The organism is Cedecea sp. NFIX57 (assembly GCF_900177785.1).
GTDB lineage: Bacteria > Pseudomonadota > Gammaproteobacteria > Enterobacterales > Enterobacteriaceae > Cedecea > Cedecea neteri_C.
Map to the genome: position 1 here is coordinate 55,688 of NZ_FXAS01000005.1, position 17,514 is coordinate 73,201.

At 56.3% G+C, this 17,514-nt stretch carries 19 protein-coding genes, 2 tRNA genes and 1 riboswitch; of the genes, 7 read left to right on the forward strand and 14 right to left on the reverse strand.

Translation table 11 applies throughout. The annotated features are described in order from the left end of the window. Positions 1-29: 29 nt before the first annotated feature. Together B9Y90_RS05325 and B9Y90_RS05330 are read right to left on the reverse strand one after the other, a co-directional pair. The gene (locus tag B9Y90_RS05325; protein ID WP_441302647.1) at positions 30-1,733 is read right to left on the reverse strand and encodes a ShlB/FhaC/HecB family hemolysin secretion/activation protein; all 1,704 of its coding nucleotides are present in this window, start codon (positions 1,731-1,733) and stop codon (positions 30-32) included. A gap of 846 nt (positions 1,734-2,579) precedes the next feature. Further along, a tRNA-Ser gene (locus tag B9Y90_RS05330) sits at positions 2,580-2,669 on the reverse strand. A gap of 94 nt (positions 2,670-2,763) precedes the next feature. On the opposite strand from B9Y90_RS05330, the gene mtfA reads away from it, so the two are divergent. From mtfA to B9Y90_RS05350, 4 genes are all read left to right on the forward strand, one after another. Then, entirely contained in the window at positions 2,764-3,561 is a 798-nt protein-coding gene (mtfA, locus tag B9Y90_RS05335; RefSeq protein ID WP_039294895.1) for a DgsA anti-repressor MtfA, read from the forward strand. A 100-nt stretch (positions 3,562-3,661) separates the two neighbouring features. Next, positions 3,662-3,737: transfer RNA gene (locus B9Y90_RS05340), tRNA-Asn, on the forward strand. A gap of 255 nt (positions 3,738-3,992) precedes the next feature. Then, positions 3,993-4,793, forward strand: coding sequence for an MBL fold metallo-hydrolase (locus tag B9Y90_RS05345; RefSeq protein WP_085540469.1), 801 nt, complete (start codon positions 3,993-3,995; stop codon positions 4,791-4,793). Between the two features lie 186 nt (positions 4,794-4,979). Beyond that, the gene (locus tag B9Y90_RS05350) at positions 4,980-5,309 is read left to right on the forward strand and encodes a gamma-glutamylcyclotransferase family protein (RefSeq protein WP_085540470.1); all 330 of its coding nucleotides are present in this window, start codon (positions 4,980-4,982) and stop codon (positions 5,307-5,309) included. A 42-nt stretch (positions 5,310-5,351) separates the two neighbouring features. On the opposite strand, the gene B9Y90_RS05355 is transcribed toward B9Y90_RS05350, so the two are convergent. The 12 genes from B9Y90_RS05355 to B9Y90_RS05410 all read right to left on the reverse strand — a co-directional run bounded on the left by B9Y90_RS05355 (position 5,352) and on the right by B9Y90_RS05410 (position 14,982). Continuing rightward, positions 5,352-6,311 carry a YbgA family protein gene (locus B9Y90_RS05355; RefSeq protein ID WP_085540471.1) on the reverse strand — a complete coding sequence of 320 codons (960 nt, stop codon included), beginning with the start codon at positions 6,309-6,311 and terminating at the stop codon, positions 5,352-5,354. 17 nt (positions 6,312-6,328) lie between these two features. Continuing rightward, positions 6,329-6,856 carry a DUF3833 domain-containing protein gene (locus B9Y90_RS05360; RefSeq protein ID WP_085540472.1) on the reverse strand — a complete coding sequence of 176 codons (528 nt, stop codon included), beginning with the start codon at positions 6,854-6,856 and terminating at the stop codon, positions 6,329-6,331. Continuing rightward, the gene (locus B9Y90_RS05365) at positions 6,853-7,380 is read right to left on the reverse strand and encodes a hypothetical protein (protein ID WP_085540473.1); all 528 of its coding nucleotides are present in this window, start codon (positions 7,378-7,380) and stop codon (positions 6,853-6,855) included. The genes B9Y90_RS05360 and B9Y90_RS05365 overlap by 4 nt, the downstream gene beginning before the upstream one ends. Continuing rightward, positions 7,377-7,862 carry a DUF2878 domain-containing protein gene (locus B9Y90_RS05370; protein WP_085540474.1) on the reverse strand — a complete coding sequence of 162 codons (486 nt, stop codon included), beginning with the start codon at positions 7,860-7,862 and terminating at the stop codon, positions 7,377-7,379. The genes B9Y90_RS05365 and B9Y90_RS05370 overlap by 4 nt, the downstream gene beginning before the upstream one ends. After that, positions 7,859-9,079 (reverse strand): SAM-dependent methyltransferase, encoded by a 1,221-nt coding sequence (locus B9Y90_RS05375; RefSeq protein ID WP_085540475.1) that lies wholly within the window; start codon positions 9,077-9,079, stop codon positions 7,859-7,861. Before B9Y90_RS05375 ends, B9Y90_RS05370 begins: the two co-directional genes overlap by 4 nt. Next, on the reverse strand, positions 9,076-9,798 hold the full coding sequence (locus tag B9Y90_RS05380; protein WP_085540476.1) for a DUF1365 domain-containing protein: 723 nt from the start codon (positions 9,796-9,798) through the stop codon (positions 9,076-9,078). Before B9Y90_RS05380 ends, B9Y90_RS05375 begins: the two co-directional genes overlap by 4 nt. A gap of 1 nt (position 9,799) precedes the next feature. Next, the gene (locus B9Y90_RS05385) at positions 9,800-11,059 is read right to left on the reverse strand and encodes an NAD(P)/FAD-dependent oxidoreductase (protein WP_085540477.1); all 1,260 of its coding nucleotides are present in this window, start codon (positions 11,057-11,059) and stop codon (positions 9,800-9,802) included. Continuing rightward, a complete protein-coding gene (locus B9Y90_RS05390; protein ID WP_085540478.1) occupies positions 11,056-11,775 on the reverse strand; it encodes an SDR family NAD(P)-dependent oxidoreductase in 720 nt (239 codons plus the stop codon). Before B9Y90_RS05390 ends, B9Y90_RS05385 begins: the two co-directional genes overlap by 4 nt. After that, positions 11,772-12,206 carry a nuclear transport factor 2 family protein gene (locus tag B9Y90_RS05395; protein WP_085540479.1) on the reverse strand — a complete coding sequence of 145 codons (435 nt, stop codon included), beginning with the start codon at positions 12,204-12,206 and terminating at the stop codon, positions 11,772-11,774. The genes B9Y90_RS05390 and B9Y90_RS05395 overlap by 4 nt, the downstream gene beginning before the upstream one ends. A 228-nt stretch (positions 12,207-12,434) precedes the next feature. Beyond that, complete coding sequence (locus tag B9Y90_RS05400; RefSeq protein WP_085540480.1) at positions 12,435-13,163, reverse strand: MerR family transcriptional regulator; 729 nt, start codon at positions 13,161-13,163, stop codon at positions 12,435-12,437. Positions 13,164-13,359: 196 nt separating this feature from the next. After that, positions 13,360-13,935: a DUF1349 domain-containing protein gene (locus B9Y90_RS05405; RefSeq protein ID WP_085540481.1), complete on the reverse strand. Its 576-nt coding sequence runs from the start codon at positions 13,933-13,935 to the stop codon at positions 13,360-13,362. 24 nt (positions 13,936-13,959) lie between these two features. Continuing rightward, positions 13,960-14,982, reverse strand: a complete 1,023-nt coding sequence (locus tag B9Y90_RS05410; RefSeq protein ID WP_085540482.1) for an LLM class flavin-dependent oxidoreductase — start codon at positions 14,980-14,982, stop codon at positions 13,960-13,962. Between the two features lie 163 nt (positions 14,983-15,145). Continuing rightward, positions 15,146-15,247, forward strand: a riboswitch (TPP riboswitch). A 59-nt stretch (positions 15,248-15,306) separates the two neighbouring features. Between B9Y90_RS05410 and B9Y90_RS05415 the strand changes: the two genes are divergently transcribed. From B9Y90_RS05415 to B9Y90_RS05425, 3 genes are read left to right on the forward strand one after another with little or no spacing between them, the layout of a single operon-like run. Beyond that, on the forward strand, positions 15,307-15,987 hold the full coding sequence (locus B9Y90_RS05415; RefSeq protein WP_085540483.1) for a TenA family protein: 681 nt from the start codon (positions 15,307-15,309) through the stop codon (positions 15,985-15,987). Beyond that, a complete protein-coding gene (locus B9Y90_RS05420; RefSeq protein WP_085540484.1) occupies positions 15,984-16,724 on the forward strand; it encodes an ABC transporter ATP-binding protein in 741 nt (246 codons plus the stop codon). Before B9Y90_RS05415 ends, B9Y90_RS05420 begins: the two co-directional genes overlap by 4 nt. Continuing rightward, complete coding sequence (locus B9Y90_RS05425; protein WP_085540485.1) at positions 16,721-17,491, forward strand: ABC transporter permease; 771 nt, start codon at positions 16,721-16,723, stop codon at positions 17,489-17,491. Before B9Y90_RS05420 ends, B9Y90_RS05425 begins: the two co-directional genes overlap by 4 nt. Positions 17,492-17,514 lie beyond the last annotated feature (23 nt).

Sequence of the window (17,514 nt, forward strand, 5' to 3'; positions counted from 1 at the left end):
TCATTCTGCCTCAGGCAGTCCATGTTGAATTAATATTGCCAGTTAACGCTAAAGCCTAAGGTCACCGGATCGGTGCGAAAGCCGGAAGGCTTAGAGAGCGGTATGCCGGCAAACAAGTCGTAGCCAATTCCCGTGCTGCTGATATTGCCGCGAACCCCGCTTACCGCCCCGGCCAGATGACGCCCCAGTAGCGCAAACCCGTCCGCGCGGCCGCCTACTTCGCCATAATCTGCCCCGAGGTAGAGCTCCTGCTGAGGCAGCGGCGTTTGCCACGCCAGGGTGTTCTGCACATACCAGCCGTGGTTGGCGCTGAGAGAACGCTCCCCGTCAAAGCCGCGAACCGTCCAGCGGTTACCGATAGAAAATTGATCCTGAGGCGTCAGAGGCGTAGAGCTGGTCTGGCGCAGCCAGCTAACCTGGTAGCGGAATTGCTGATTCGCCAGGGCAAACGGCAGGTTTAACGAAGCGTTCCAGGTGAGGATTTTGCTCAGCGCTGTCGCGTAGTCGCCTTCAGGGTTTTGTTCTTCCCAGGCCGGCATTGCGCCAAACCAGCGCGTACCGCGCTGATAGCTCACGCCAGCGTCCAGCGTCGCCGCTCCCAGATAGTGACGATGACTCAACCCCAGTTGCCAGGCACTGGTCCGCCGACGCTGTATATCCAGTTCGGTATCGTTAATGTAGTTACGCGTTTCGCGGTACAGCACGCCGTAGCGCAGCGTGGTTTTGCTGTTGCTGCCGCGCTGAATCACCCGGCTAAGGCCGGTATTCAGATTTTTGCTCAGCCCGGAATAGCGGATATCGCCGTTGAGGCCAGCAATGGACTGAACATAGTTGGAGCGCCCACCGGTCATATCGAACAGCCAGTAGCCCCACGGCAGCGAATAGTGCGCATTCAGGCTGGTGCTCTGTTTTTTTCCCTGGAAACCGAGATCGTGCCCCGCTGAAACATAAAACAGGTCACTCAGCGCCAGTGGGTTGTCCAGCGCCAGCATCACACCGCCCTGGGTACGCCCGGTACTTTTGGTGCCGGAGTCGTCTACCCAGACGCTGGTATGCCAGAGGCGGGATTGTTTCCGGGCTATGACGATGTCACTCTCCCCTGGCTGCTCACCCGGCACCAGTTCCATACTGGCTTCGACGGTGGGTAAACGCTGCAAGTTCTCCAGCCCTTGCTCAATGTCGCGCAGATCCAGCAGATCCCCTGCTTTCACCGGCATGGCCGTTGTGATAATCGCCCGGCTGTCGGCATCTTCTTTATAGCGAACCGCCCGCACTTTCCCCGGGAAGAGCGTTAACTGCAATGTGCCGGAGCGCAGATCCTGTTCAGGTGCCAGCACCCGGCTGGTGACCCAGCCGTGCTCAATCAGGTTGTTTTGTATGCGGCTGATAAGCTGGTTGATGCCTTTTATGCCGAGGCAGTGCCCGACCCCAGCGTTGGCGATGCGCGGCAGGGGCACCCAATGGGGAAACGCCTGCCTGCCGCTCAATTCAACGGTATGAATCGGGAAGCACGGGGTTTCAGCCGGGAATGGGCCGTTCACATCTGGCGTGGTGTCAGCCTCCAGACGTACGCCCGGAGCCTGGGGGGCTAATTGCGCCTCACGAGCGTCCTGTTGGGCCTGCTGGTGTTGCTGTTGATGATCGAAAAGTCGGGAACTGTCGGGGGCGGCCAGAGTCTGGAATACACTGCCTGCACAGAAAACGGCTAACGAATTAAAAAGGAATGAATGCACAGACGGCATATCACCTTCCCTGATGAAATATGAAATATTCTAAGATTTCGCCTATTATCGTTAAAACGCGTTCAATGGCAATAATTACGCTTAATTTGACCGACGATATATCCTTCACGTTTAAATGCACGCATTGATTTCTCCTAAAAACTTACCGACCACGCCGGCGTATTCCTAAGTACATTTAAGATATTTAAACGAAATATCCACAATGCAAAAAGGACAATATGGCGCTTTCTGTGTTGTGAATTTAATATATGAACAACAGAAACACCTCAGAGTAAAACGCCGAAAAAACAAACAATAAAACATTGATTTAACTTAACTTAATTCAGAATCGTACGTTATCTTCAACCGACCAAACTCTGGATTATTCGCAGTTCAGGAATATCATCCCCGATGGCACACCCCGCCTGACACCCCACCAATATTAGTAGGTTGAAAATATTATTCATATTTTGATTCGATGAAATTTTCACACAAACTCGACAGTAATAATCATTACCCTGACGCTCTTTTATGGATGAGATATTTCCGGGTCACTCCCGCATGAATTTAATACAGGGTAAGTGAATCGACTCCCGCCTGAAATATTCTTTATCTGAAATCAGCCCAAACCGGACACGCGTAATTAGCTTCGCTTCTCAGAAGGCCTCGTTCATGGGCGTGATATTGCCGTGGTAAACGCTACGACTTAGCTCACAAAATTAATGACATAGTTGTAAAGCGCTACCCAATGAGGTAAGCCAGGTGATAACGTGTCGGTCGTCTCTGGGCAGGCGTTAGCATCAGCGATGAGCAACGCTTCAGAGAAGAAGGGGAAAGAGTGAAATCTGGCAGAATAAGTGGCGGAGAGAGGGGGATTTGAACCCCCGGTAGAGTTGCCCCTACTCCGGTTTTCGAGACCGGTCCGTTCAGCCGCTCCGGCATCTCTCCGTTCTGGTGGTTGCCATCATGCCAGGTTATGCGGCATTTTAACAGTCTGGGTTCTTTCGTTTCAGTTCAAACGATGACTTTGCGAGCAAGTAACATGATTAAGTGGCCCTGGAAAGCAACCGATTCAAGCGCCGCCCCCGCGTTACCGTGGGAGCAAGCGTTAGCCATTCCCGTGCTGGCATCACTCAGTGAAACCGAGCAGCAGAAATTAATTGGCCTTGCGGATCGTTTTTTACAGCAAAAACGGCTGGTGCCGCTGCAGGGTTTTGAGCTGGATGATCTCAAGTGTGCCCGTATTGCGCTCCTGTTCTGCCTGCCGGTGCTGGAGCTGGGCATTGAATGGCTGGACGGTTTCCACGAAATCTTACTCTACCCCGCGCCGTTTATTGTGGATGACGAATGGCAGGACGACTTCGGCCTGGTGCACAGCCAACGCGTGGTGCAGTCCGGGCAAAGCTGGCAGCAGGGGCCTATTGTTCTGAACTGGCTGGACGTGCAGGACTCCTTCGACGCCTCCGGCTTTAACCTGATTGTTCACGAAGTTGCCCACAAACTGGACAGCCGCAACGGCGACCGCGCCAGCGGCGTGCCGTTAATTGCGTTGCGCGATGTGGCCGGCTGGGAGCACGACCTCCATGCCGCGATGGATAGCATTCAGGATGAAATTGATATGGTGGGTGAAAATGCCGCCAGCATCGATGCCTATGCCGCCACCGACCCAGCAGAATGTTTTGCCGTGCTTTCCGAATATTTCTTCAGCGCGCCACAGCTTTTCACGCCGCGTTTCGCCTCACTTTACCAGCGCTTTTGCCAGTTCTACGGGCAGGATCCGCTCCAGCGGCTGGTTGAGCGTGAAAACTCCCCCGGCACTGCCGGAAATACGGTGCATTAAATCAGCAACGCGGCGTAAATTTAACCATATGAATTAATGCGTTACTTTTACTGTTGACAGGTTTTATGGCTAACGCTAATATTTGCCCCGTTCAAACGATTCCTCTGTAGTTCAGTCGGTAGAACGGCGGACTGTTAATCCGTATGTCACTGGTTCGAGTCCAGTCAGAGGAGCCATATTTAAGAAGCCCGCTTAAGGAAACTTAAGCGGGCTTTTTGCTTATCATACATCTCTGAATCGGGAAAAATTTGTGGTCATTAAAGCATCCCAGCTTTAGTTAGGCCCAGCCTTCCTCCTCATACATTGCTTTCAGATAAGCAAAAGCTGCCTGTATATAAATCGTGCTCCCCTCCAGGAATGAAGTATTATTGACTGCGTCTCACAGAGTTATCCCGCCTGGCGGTAACGAATCACTTCAGGGAAGAGCGAACATGTCCATAACCGTCAGCGTCCTGCTGGAAAACCGACTTAAGCCCGGAGCTAAAAATTTGCTGCGTGCTAAGGCCGGACTTAGTCTGTTGATACAGGATGAAAATGATTCAATTCTGTTTGATACCGGCCCTGATGATAGCTTCATGCACAACGCAGGTTTAATGGGCGTCGATTTGACAAACCTGACCGCGGCTGTACTTTCCCACGGTCACTATGATCATTGTGGCGGTGTTCCGTGGCTCTCTGATACATGCCGGATAATATGCCATCCCATGGTGGCGAATGAGCGCTACTCGGCAGTAAGGTTTTCAGGCTATACCGCCAGAATAAAAAAATTATCACTGGATAATGATTTTTCACGTTTTCGCATGGAGTACAGCAGAACCCCACTACATATCGGGGAACGTTTTATGTGGTCAGGAGAGATCCCTGTAGCCAAACCGCATGCCTACGGCGTTCTCGGTCGTAAAAATACGGAAACGGATTATGTAAAAGATGAAGGAGTTTTAATTTATAAATCCGACTTTGGGCTGATCATTTTTATCGGCTGTGGTCACCGTGGATTGATTGATATCGTACGCCACTGCCAGAATATAACCGGGATAAATCATATTCATGCTATTTTCGGCGGCTTTCATCTACGCTGTGCGTCACCCCTTAAGCTCTGGAAGGTAAGGCAATTTCTACATCGCCATAAACCAGATAAAATACTGGGTTGTCATTGTACGGGTAAATGGGGCAGCTTGTGGTTGCCAGAAGCAGTCTCTCCGGCAACGGGTGATGTTTATGTTCTTGGCTAGGGTTTAAATAAACAGAGTGACTATCACGACACCGCCACTGAACAGTACCAGGCTGCCGACGATTTTCATCAGCATGAATCCCTTGAATTAATCCCCCCTGCTTTCCCGTTGCCAGCCGCCCCGATACGCCGTATGTTAAATCCCCTGTTCTGGTCCTGATTTAGCGGTTTTACGCGTTGAGGAAAAATGGAATCACTGTTTGTCTACGGCACGCTTCGCCCCGGCCACGTTAACGCCCACATTATGGAAAACATTGGCGGCGAGTGGCTGCCCGGCTATGTGCGCGGCACTTTTTACGAACGCGGCTGGGGAGCGGCTGCCGACTTCCCCGGCATCGTGCTGGATAAAAATGGCCCGGAGGTTCACGGCTATCTGTTTTTATCCCAAAACCTGAGCGAGCACTGGCCCATGCTGGACGAGTTTGAAGACGGATACGACCGGGTTGAGGTCGAGGTCACCACGCCTGATGGCCGCACCGTCACCGCCTGGATTTATGAGTTGCAGCCGCAGCGTTAAACCGGAGACCGAATGCAGGTTCGGCCTCCTCCTTTTAGTCGATTAATTTACGCCGAGCCGCAGCGCTAAATAGTCCGGATAAGGATTAAAGTAATTCTGCGTCAGCAGATAGCTGTCCGGGTACTCCGCCAGATAATGTTTCAGCAGCGTCAAAGGAGCCAGGATCGGCAACAATCCGTCGCGATAATGCAGGATCACATCCCGCAGCTCACCGCGCTGGCGAGTATTCAGCTTAGGACGAAAATACCCCTGAATATGCATCAACACATTGGTGTGATTTTTCCGCGAGGCTGGCGTTTTAAGGATTGCCATCAGCTTCTCACGGTAGGCCACAAAGAAGCTGTCCAGGTCGTCCCACTGATGCAGCGAGGCGACGAAAGGCCCAATCTCGCGGTAGCCTGCCTGATGGTGCGCCAGCAGTTGAAGTTTGTACCGGCTATGGAAATCGAGTAACGCGCGGCGGCTCAGGCCGTTAGCCCGCAGCGTGTTCAGCTCATGCAGCGCGAAAACGCGCTCCACAAAGTTCTCCCGCAGCATCGGATCGTGCAGGCGGCCATCTTCTTCGACAGGCAGCCAGGGGAATGTCTCCAGCAACGCTTTTGTGAACATCCCCACGCCTTCTTTGCGGCCAGGATTGCCCTTCACGTCGTACAGCCTGACACGTTCCATCCCGCAGCTCGGCGATTTAGCACAAACGATAAACCCAGTCAGTCCATCCAGCCCCGAGACATAGTTCGTAGCAAAATCGGTCATTTTCTCCGTGACGTCGTCATGCGGCGCCTGGCTAAACCGCATTCTGACCTCCCCTTCGCCCAGTTTAACCAGGCGCAGTGCAGGCCGGGGAACAGGCAGCCCAATCGCCATTTCCGGGCAGACAGGTTTAAAGGTCACACTCTGCGCCAGTTCCTCCATGACAAAGGCCATGCGCTTGTGCCCGCCGTCAAATCGCACGGCAGTACCGGTTAAACAGCCGCTGATCCCAATCACAGGTTTGGTGCTCATCGCTTTATCCTCTCTGACTACGCTTTACGGGTGAAGAAAAGCGTGACGGTGCCTACGGTGACCCCGAATTTTTTCATCTCGGTTTTATTGAAAATATGTTTGTCGTCCTGGAGGTACATCCAGTCGTCAAAGTGCAGCAGCCAGGTGCTGCCGTCGGCTTTAACGTTCATGCTGTAGCGCCAGTTAAAAGCGTTGCCTGCGGCCTGGCCTGTCGCCACGCCGTCGATATCCCCGGCCGTACCTTCGTAGCGTTCCGGGCTGAGGCGGCGGATGTGCCACACCCGCTGCTGCTTTTCACCATCGTCATAGATGAAGTGCTCATTCAGCGTCAGGGTATCTCCCACCACATCGCCCTCGACCTCAACGTGAAAGCGGCGTAGCTGTTTTCCGCTGCGATCCTGCACCATGCCCCACGCCTCGGTTTTGCCCTGGAAATAATGGAAGATATCCAGCGGGGGCTGCTGGTGACGATAATCCGTAATCTCGGTGCTACAGCCGGCCAGCAGCATCAGCCCGCCCAGGGCGAGTAACAGTATGCGTTTCATTTTTCACCTCCGGTGAGTTGCTGACGCAGCTCAGGATATTGCGTCCGGGGCCCCAGCCAGATAGCCAGAAAACGGCGGCTGAAATCTGCAGTCTGGCGCGGCCCTAATGGCATGAAGCTTTTTTGCGCCGCAGAGGCGCGATACCAGAACTGGCCCTGGCGGTCAGTCAGGACAAAAGCCAGTTGCGTGTCTGCCGAGACATCCGGCCAAAGCGTTTGCAGCATCCGCAACCAGGCCTCACTTCGCGGTTCGCTGGCCAGAATGCCTTGCGCCTGCCATTGCTCGCGGGTGGCATCCACCAGCGCCTGGCGGTCAATATCGCGCTTATAGGTAATGATCAGCGCCTGATCTTGCGTCGGGCCCTGATAGCGCCCGTCCGGCGTGCGCAACTGCGAGGTATAGACGGTAAACGGCCCCCAGGTCAGGGTCGCGTCCCCCACTTTGCGCCAGCTAAGCCAGTCGGCAGCGTGGGCGGCAGGCGAAAGCGCGCTTAGCCACAACAGCATCAGCAAAACGCCTCTCATGTTCGCCTCCTCGGTAAAAGATGAAAAAACAGCATCAGCGTGAACCAGCCCGCAGCCATCCAAAGCACGACAACAAACGTCGGTGCCAGAAAGTTGATGGCGCCTAAATGCTTACCCAACCAATAAGCCACCGGGCCGCCCAGCGTCGCCATCAGCGTCAATACCCATCCTGGCAACGTTGACAGGTACGTCATCCGCGTCCAGACAGTGGCAAACATCAGCCACAGTGACACCATCCACAGCGGTAAGACCCCGCCGCCGTCAAAGGCGATTAAGCCCCTGGCTACCCAGAAGGCATCCATCGCGGTGCCCGCAGCCGCCAGCAGTAATACGCTAACTCTGTGGGCGGGGGATAGCAGCCACCAGGCCAGTAACGACAGGACCAACCATAAGATCAGCCCCCGCTCGCGAAACAGCACCACCAGCGTCCAGTAGAGATCGAACGCAATGGCCAACAGGCACAGCTGCAGAGGGCGTTTCATACCCGCTCTGCGGTCAACTGCACCACGCTGATGGTGCGGGCGTTAAACCCGGCTTCACAGTAGCCGAAGTAATAGAGCCACATCCGGCGGAAGCGGTCATCAAACCCCAGCGCCTCAATTTCCTGCCAGGCATGAACAAAACGCTGCCGCCAGTGCGCCAGCGTGCGGGCGTAATCAGGTCCCATGTCAAACAGGTTACGCACGACAAAATCGGTGTGGCGGGTCATCAGGTCGCTCATCACCGTCACGCTCGGCAAGAAACCGCCGGGGAATATGTAGCGCTGAATAAAGTCGACGCTTTTGCTGTAGTCCCGGTAGCGCTGGTCCTGAATGGTGATAGCCTGTATCGCCATTTTTCCTCCCGGGCGCAGGCGTGCCTGGCAGGTGCGGAAGAATGCGGGCAGATAACGCTGCCCTACGGCCTCGATCATCTCTATCGAAACCAGCTTGTCATAGTGCCCGGTCAAATCTCGGTAGTCGCAAAGCAACACTTCGACCCTGTCCTGCAGTCCGGCACGGGCGACGCGAGCCTTCGCCCAGTCGTATTGCTCCTGGGACAGCGTGGTGGTGGTAACCCGGCAGCCATAGTGAGACGCGGCGTACTCCGCCATCGCCCCCCAACCGGTGCCAATCTCAAGCAGATGATCGCTTGCCTTTAACGTCAACTGTTCACACAGGCGCGCCATTTTTGCACGCTGGGCTTGAACAAGATCCTGCTCCTCAGAGGCAAACAGCGCGCTGGAGTAGAGCAGCTCTTGATCAAGAAATAGCGAGTAAAAGGTATTGCCCAAATCATAATGTGCGGCGATGTTTTCCCGCGCCTGCTCCCGGTGATTACGCCGCGTCCAGTGGCGAAAGCGTTCCACGGGTTTACCCAGCAGGCGGAAACCGTTTTCCAGCCGCCCCAGAACGCGCCCGTTTAGCGCAAGAATTTGCAGTAAAGGAGTTAGCTCTTCGGTCTCCCAGTCACCGTCCATCCAGGCTTCGGCGGCGGCCAGGCTCCCGCCGGTGAGCACTCGCCAGTAAACCCTCAGGGAGATAACCTGCACCCCGGCGCTGAGTGAGGCGGTTGCATCACCAAAATGGAAGGTCTGCGATCCTTCACGCACGGTGACAGACCCTTGTTCTATGCCGCTCAACAAGCGGAACAGCAGCCAGCGTGCGATACGGACGCTGCGCGGCACATCAGGTTCAAGCGCAAAGGCGGGATTGGTCATGAACGTTCACTCCTGCTGGCCGGATGATTGTAAACAGGCACACGTTTGAGCCACAGCCGCAGCGCCTGCCAGTAAATGGCGACCGCAGTTTTTAACGTCATGGCCGGGAAGCGCAGCAGCATGGACGTCAGATTTTTGCGCGTCAGGGGCTGACGGCGCAGCAACAGCGTGGCATCAAACACTTTCGAGGCCTGATGATTTTCAATATGCATATGCAGCGTTTTGCCAGGGGGGTTAAAACGCCAGTGGTACACCATGTCCATCGGGTTAAACGGCGAGACATGGAAGGCTTTTTCATTCGGACGTGGCGTCTGCCCATCCACAGCATAGTAATGACGCTCGTTCCACGGAGTATTACGCACCTCGGCAAGAACCCAGCGCAGGCTGTTGTCGCCGTCATAGCAGTAGTAAAAATTGACCGGATTAAAGTGGAACCCGTAGTAGCGTAGCTGGGTCAGAAGCATGACTCGTCCTTCAGGCTGCTCCCCCGTCAGGTCTTTTAGCCGTGCCAGGACGTTCTCTTTGAGCGGTGTACCCAGCGGGTAATCCGCATCGTGAAAAGCGGCAGCGGCGAAGCGGTTGTGGCGGATGCCAATCCCCGGCAGCGCATCAAGCTCGTCTAAATCAAGCCAGGCCATAAACACGCGGTAGATAAAGTGGTGCGTTTTAGGCTGAAGGCGGCGGTGGCGCAAGATCCCCTCATAAAGGCAACTGTTCATCTTATTGCCCTCCTCCGGCCGCAATGCCTTGCACCACATCCAGTGCGCTACGCACGCCGTCTTCATGAAAACCGTTGTACCAATAGGCACCACAGAACCAGCTTCGCTGCTGGCCGTTTATCTCGCCGCGGCGTGCCTGAGCCCGCCAGCTTTGCGGGTTAAAGAGCGGATGTTCATAGACAAAACGCTGCCAGATGAAGCGAGGGTCAATGGGCGTGTCCGGGTTCAGCGTCACGCAAAACAGCGGGGCTTCTTTCGGCAACCCCTGCAGAATGTTCATGTTGTAAGTGACGCAGGCGCTGGCCTGCTCCTGCGAACTCAGGCGATAGTTCCAGCTTGCCCAGGCGCGTTCGCGCACCGGCAACCAGCGGCGATCGCTGTGCAATACCACCTCGTTACGCTGCCAGCCAATATCCCCCAACACTTCACGTTCGGCCTGAGTGGGGTGCTCAATCATCGCCAGCGCCTGAGCAGAGTGGCAGGCAAAAATCACCTGATCGAACGCCTGGCTTGAGTGTTCCAGTTGGATGGTAACACCGTCGTGATGACGGCTAACCCGCTGGACCGGGGCGTTAAGATGCACGGTCAGCCTTTCGCCCAGTTGCGCCAGCATTGCCCGGATGTATTCCCGTGAACCACCGGGTACCACGTACCACTGGGGACGCTGGGTGATATCCAGCAGGCCGTGGTGCTCAAAGAAGCGCAGAAACAGCGCCAGAGGAAAGCGGCGCATCTCCTCCAGCGACGAAGACCAGATAGCGGCCCCCATGGGCAAAATGTAGTGGCGTGCAAAAAAGGCGCTGAACTGATGCTGGTCAAGAAAGTCTTGCAACGTCGCCAGGGGATCAACCTCGCCCGCCAGCGCGGCTTTTGCCTGCCGGTTAAAACGGACAATCTCTTTTAGCAGCCCCCAAAATGCCGGGTTAATCAGGTTGCGACGCTGGGCGAACAACGAGCTAAATGTGTGGCCGTTATATTCCAGCCCGTTTTGCGGATTATGTACCGAAAAACTCATCTGCGTTTTTTGCCCACGAATGCCAAGCTCGCTCAGCAGGCCCATAAAACGCGGATAAGTCCTGTCGTTATAGACAATAAACCCGGTATCGATGGCATAAGTGCCCTGCGGCGTAGCCACATCCACGGTGGCAGTGTGGCCTCCCACGGTGGAGCCAGCTTCAAAAAGGGTGACCTGATGATGCCCGGCGAGCCGCCAGGCGCAGGTCAGCCCGGCGATGCCGCTGCCGATAATAGCGATGTTCATGGGCGCACCATCCTGCGCAAAAAGAGACGCTGCAGACCGGCGGGTAACCCCGCCAACAGACGCATTACCAGACCGAATCCCGTCGGGAAAGCAATTTCATCGCGGCCTTTAGCCAGGCCACGGCGGATCGCTTTCACCGCATCATCGACATTCACCCGCCCCGGCATGGCAAAATCATTTTTTTGAGTTAGCGGTGTGTCCACAAAGCCCGGTGAGACCACCGTGACGGCAATCCCTTTCGGCTCCCAGTCCAGGCGCAGGCTGTTGGCAAACCAGGTCAGCGCGGCTTTGGAAGCGCCATAGGCCTCTGCCCGAGGAAAAGGCAACCAATGGGCCATCGAACTGACCAGCACCACACGGTTGCCGGCAACAAGCTGTGGCTGAAGGGCGGCCAGGCAGTTGACCGGCCCAAGAAAATTGGTCGTCATCACCCGCTCAACCAGCGCGGCATCCACCCGACCGTTATCCAGATACTCACAGGTTCCCGCGCAGAGGATCACCAGATCGGCCCGGCAGTCGGCCAGCGCCTCACGGCTGGCATCCCGGTCGGTCATATCGAACTGGCGTACCGCGATGTTTGAACTGTGCTGCTGCAACGAGGCCAACCGCGCCGCATCTCTGCCACAGGCAATGACGCGATGCCCCTCATCGGCCCAGGATTTTGCCAGCCCGCTCCCGATGCCGGAGCTTGCGCCCGTAATGAGGACAGTCATCATGGACGCACCCTGCTTTTCACGCTGCGAACAGCCCATCCCAGCAGGGGCAAGTGTTCATACAGCATTTCTCCGGCATCGTAGTAGTCGCGCTGGCGAACGATCAGGTCATTCTCGAGATCAACGACCGAACAGCCAGGCAAGGACAGCCCTTCTCCTCCGGCGACCTTCGGGTGAGACCAGTGCATGGTCCAACTGACGGCAAAACGCGCCTCGTCGCATAGCGGAGGATCGATAGCGAAACGGCAATACGCCACGCTGGTCAACAGGTGAGCGAAGTAGCGTTGGATCTCAGCCAATCCTCGATGCTCGCCAAACGGATCGATGAGTATGGCATCGGCGGCGTAAAGCCCGGCCAGCGCCGAGAGCGGCTGCTTGTCCAGCCCGGCGTAATAATCCACAAAGCGATGAATGGCGGTTGGCGTTGTGCCCATGAGTTTCACCCTCGCGGTGAAGCACCTGACGTTATCGTATAATTAAAACTTGCACAAATACTTAAATTTGTCCAAGTTTAGATTGTGATATTTTTAAAAAACCAACCATTTCAATGAATTAATAACAGGAAAACGATGTGGGAAATTCCATTTTTCAACAACGAAGCTCGACCCGCCGCGTTTTCAGCGGGCCGTTGGATGAGCATATTGTGGAGGGGGAAAGCGACCCTAGAGGGGAATTATCTCGAGCATAGCGCCCTGCTGCTGCCAGAGCTCAAGCTGCTTTTTACGGGTCGCCGTCAGCTTACCGGAGGTGACCAGCAGCCATTTTCGGTCAGGAAAAATTTCCGGGGCCAGAACGGCTGGCGGAACAGGAAGCACGTCGATACGGTGCCCCTGGCCGGTTCGCCTGAGCGCTTCCAGCCAGATTTCGCAAGGGTCACTCAGATGCCAGCCGGTAATCAGGCAGTTGTCACCGGGCGCTCTTTTATCCCCTTCGAGGCAAAACGAGGTGTAGGCGATAATGATGCCGTCGAGGATCTCGCGCAGGGTCATGATGGCCGGCACGTTAGCCGAGACTTTACTGCGCAGGGGGCGTAGAACCTCCGTCACCAGTTCCGCGCGCGGATATTCCCGACCTGCATCGTAGAGAAGCTGGCGAAGGGATTCAATTTTTCCCTCATTCAGCCGCTGCAGCATACTCTCCTGCAGACCAAGCCAGTTGTTCGCCCGGCGAGTTTCAGGCCGGGCCAGCAGCGGTTTCACCTGACTGACCGGCACCCCTTTTTTCACCCAGTCGAGGATGTTAAGCGCCTGCTGGATATCTTCATCGCTGTACTGCCGGTGGCCGCCATCGGTTCGCATTGGCTTGAGCAGACCGTAACGTCGCTGCCAGGCACGGAGCGTGGTGGCGTTTATCCCGCACAGCCGGGCAAATTCGCCGATGGAGTAAGACATGAGGAGCACCTGATAACCATGAATACTCACAATATACTACGAATTATACCGGGCTGAATGAAGCCCCAGGGGTTTGCCCTCTTTTTTCAATGCACAAACCGAAAACGTTCACCCGGTTACCGGCTTGAATACCCACGTATGATGAAAACCCCGCCAGAGAAAAGTCTGGCGGGGCGTCGACCGAGTAAAGGGATGATTAGCTTAAATCGTGCAACGCTTTATCCAGCGCGTCACTCAGCATAATGTCTTCGAATTTCACCGCCAGACCGCCACGCTGCGGGGTGCAGCACATCACGCCTACCCTGCATGTGTCGAACCCAGGGAAATGCGCCAGCCTCAGTAGCGGCCAGGTTGTGCCGTCAACGGAATACTGCAACCGCAGGCTGTCACCTTTACGGGTCAGGCGCATCCAGAACAGATTCGCATCTCGTGGAAACACGCCGGTTGCCCAGTCGGAATGGCCCAGCGTCAGCACGCTGCCAATGGCAGGCACGCCGTCGTTAAACTCGATGCCCGCTTTTAACCAGTGGGATTCATCCCCCAGCAGCATGATGCCGGCCTGGTCGTAGAGTGCGCTAAATTCAGCGTTGACCTTCACCTGGAAGGTAAAATCCCCCCGCACGTTGCAACCATAAAAATGGCCGGAGAAACGCTCAAAGCCGTACCATGTTTTGCGCCAGAAGTCGGTTTGTTCATCGGTCACCACAGAAAGCGTGCCGTCGCCTTCGCGCCAGACTTTTGGCGCATTGATCCAGTAAAAATCCGTGTGCATAGCCTGACCCTTTCCCTGTTGGATTTAGCGCCAGCCCAGTTCCGGCGCAACGTGCTTGAGAATAGATTCGATCACATGCGCGTTGTAGTCCACGCCCAGCTGGTTTGGCACGGTTAACAGGAGCGTGTCGGCTTCGGCAATCGCTTCATCCTGCGCCAGTTGCTTAATCAGCAGTTCCGGCTCGGCGGCATAGCTGCGGCCGAAAATAGCCCGGGTTTGTGGCTCGATGTAGCCCACCTGGTCGCCTTCTTTGCCGCTGCCGCCAAAGTAGTTGCGGTCGCGCTGGTCCATTATCGCGAAGATGCTCCGGCTAACCGAAACGCGTGGCTCACGCGGATGACCCGCGTCTTTCCACGCGGCACGATAGGCGCGAATTTGCTTCGCCTGCTGGATATGGAACGGCTCGCCGGTTTCATCGGTTTTCAACGTGGAGCTTTGCAGGTTCATCCCTAGCTGCGCCGCCCAAACCGAAGTCGCGTTGGAGCTGGCTCCCCACCAGATACGCTCCCGCAGCCCGGCAGAAAACGGCTCCAGACGCAGCAACCCCGGCGGATTAGGAAACATCGGTTGCGGGTTCGGTTCGGCAAAACCTTCCCCTTTCAGCGCCTCGAGGAACACTTCGGTATGACGGCGCGCCATATCGGCTTCGGTCTCTCCTTCGCCCGGCACATAGCCAAAATAGCGCCAGCCGTCGATCACCTGCTCCGGCGAGCCACGGCTGATCCCAAGCTGCAGGCGGCCCCCGGCAATCAAATCCGCAGCTCCCGCATCCTCCACCATGTAAAGCGGGTTCTCATAGCGCATGTCGATCACGCCGGTGCCGATTTCAATGCGTTTGGTTTTTGCCCCAATGGCCGCCAGCAGCGGGAAAGGCGAGCTTAACTGGCGAGCAAAATGGTGCACGCGGAAGTAAGCGCCGTCCGCGCCAAGCTCTTCAGCGGCAACGGCCAGGTCGATGGACTGCAGCAGCGTATCCGCCGCTGAGCGCGTGCCTGACTGGGCGGCAGGCGACCAGTGGCCAAACGAGAGAAAGCCAATCTTTTTCATCGGATATCATCCTTAGACTCGGAGGTAACCGTCCTACAGTGACAAAATTCCCGCCCCGAGTGCCAGAAAAATATTGCGATACCGCACTAAACGGATCGTCGGTTTCCGTGAGGGCTACGACGGTGCCCGGCGATTGTAATCAAAAAGTAAATGTCGTATAACAGGCACCTCCGAGGGGTGTCCTGTATGGGCTGAGATGGCGCAAGCCGAACCCTTTGAACCTGATCTGGGTCATGCCAGCGAAGGGACGGTCGGCAATCACAGCTCTGTTATTGTCTGTTCATACCTCTGCGCGCCCGGATCTCCATTTACCCAGGAGGTCCTATGTACACCCCACTTTTCGAAAACGGTCTTTACGGTCGATTACGTCAACACGCCGGTCAGCACTGGCAGGATTACGTCGCTCACCCTTTTCTGCAGCAGCTTGCCGTCGGCACGCTGCCTGAAGCCGCATTTAAGCGCTATCTGACTCAGGATTATCTTTTTCTGATTCATTTTGCTCGCGCCTACGCGCTGCTGGTGAGCAAGCTCCGTACGCTGCCGGAAATGCGCGCCGCGACCGCATCGCTGAATGCCATTGTCTCCGAGCTGCCGCTCCATGTGGCTTACTGTCAAGGCTGGGGGCTGGACGAGGCGCAAATGGCGGCGGAGGCGGAAGCGCCGGAAACCATGAATTACACCCGTTACGTGCTGGATATTGGCCATTCAGGCGACGCACTCGATCTGCTGACTGCGCTGCTGCCCTGCGTGGCCGGATATGCAGAAATCGGCCTTGGCCTACTGCATAGCCCCGACACGGTGATGGCAGGCAATCCCTACGCGAACTGGATCCGTAACTATGGCGATGAAGGCTATCTCACCGGCGTGCGGGCCGCTGTGCAGTTGCTCGAAAACGTAGGCCACCAGCGTGGCGCGGAAAGCCGTTTCCCTGAGCTATCGCAGATTTTTACCACCGCGACGCAGCTTGAATCCGCGTTCTGGCAAATGGGGCTGAATGTCTCATGACCGACAGCGCAACTTCGCCGGGCATTCAGGTTCGCGATCTCAGCCTGTGTTTTGGTCAGCAGACCATTTTTGAGCGGCTGAATTTTGATATTCCCGGCGGCAGCTTCGTGGCGCTATTGGGCGCGAGCGGGGCCGGTAAAACCAGTCTGCTTAAAATTATCGCCGGACTGGCGCAGGCCAGTGGCGGAAGCGTGACCTGCAGCGACGGGCAGCCCGTTGCCGGACGCATCGCCTGGATGGGGCAGAAGGACTTACTCTACCCGTGGCTTACCATTGAGCAGAACGTCGCCCTGGGCTCGCGTCTGCGGGGTGAAATGGTCGACAAGCAATGGACCGCGCATTTGATTGAGCAGGTCGGGCTCGGCGGCTATGCCAAAGCCTTACCCGCCTCACTGTCAGGCGGTATGCGTCAGCGTGCCGCCATCGCCAGGACGCTTTACGAAAAGCGCCCGATCGTGCTGATGGATGAGCCTTTTTCGGCGCTGGATGCTATTACCCGCACGGCCATTCAGGACCTGGCCGCCAGGCTGCTGGCAAACAATACCGTGCTGCTGATCACCCACGATCCGATGGAAGCCTGCCGGCTCAGCCACCGCCTGCTGGTCCTCTCCCGCTGGCCTGCGGGCATTGACGATACGCATGTCATTGCCGGGCAACCGCCCCGCGCGCCGGACGATGTGGATCTGCTCCAAAGCCAGGCCGGGCTGCTGCAGCAATTGATGAGGGCGGCCGAATGAAGCCGACTTCAGACACCCATGCTCCCCGCCTGCGCCGTGGGCTGACCGTTTTTGCCGGGCTATTGCTGCTTTGGTATCTGCTTACCCTCGGCAATATTCCCGCTTTTCTTTTGCCCTCTCCCGCTTCGGTAGCGCTGGCTTTATGGGATGGCCGCGATTATCTCGCCTGGCACACGCTGGTCACCGCCTCAGAGATTATCAGCGGGCTAATTCTGGGCGTGCTCCTCGGCGCTGGTCTGGCGCTGGGCATGATGTTTTCCCCCCGCCTGCAGCGCTGGCTGATGCCGCTGGTACTCACCAGCCAGGCAATTCCGGTCTTTGCCCTGGCGCCGCTGCTGGTGCTGTGGTTCGGCTTTGGCATGAGCGCCAAAGTGGCGATGGCGGTGCTGGTTATCTTCTTCCCCGTGGTGTCGTCGTTCTTTGACGGGCTGCGGCGGGTGAATAACGACTATCTGGATTTGGCCCGCACGATGGGGGCTTCACGCTGGGCGCAGCTAAGACACGTCCGACTGATGGCCGCACTACCTGCTTTTGGTTCAGGGCTACGCATGGCCGCCGCCGTCGCCCCCATCGGGGCGATTATTGGCGAATGGGTGGGCTCTGCGGAGGGGCTGGGGTACGTCATGCTGAACGCCAACGCCCGGATGCAAACCGATGTCTGTTTTGCCGCGCTGTTTATTTTAGTCCTGATGACCGTTCTGCTCTGGCTGGCGGTCGATGCCCTGCTGCGGCGGCTGATTGTCTGGTCGCCTGAACATCATGAATAACCGCCTTAATTAAGGAATTAAGA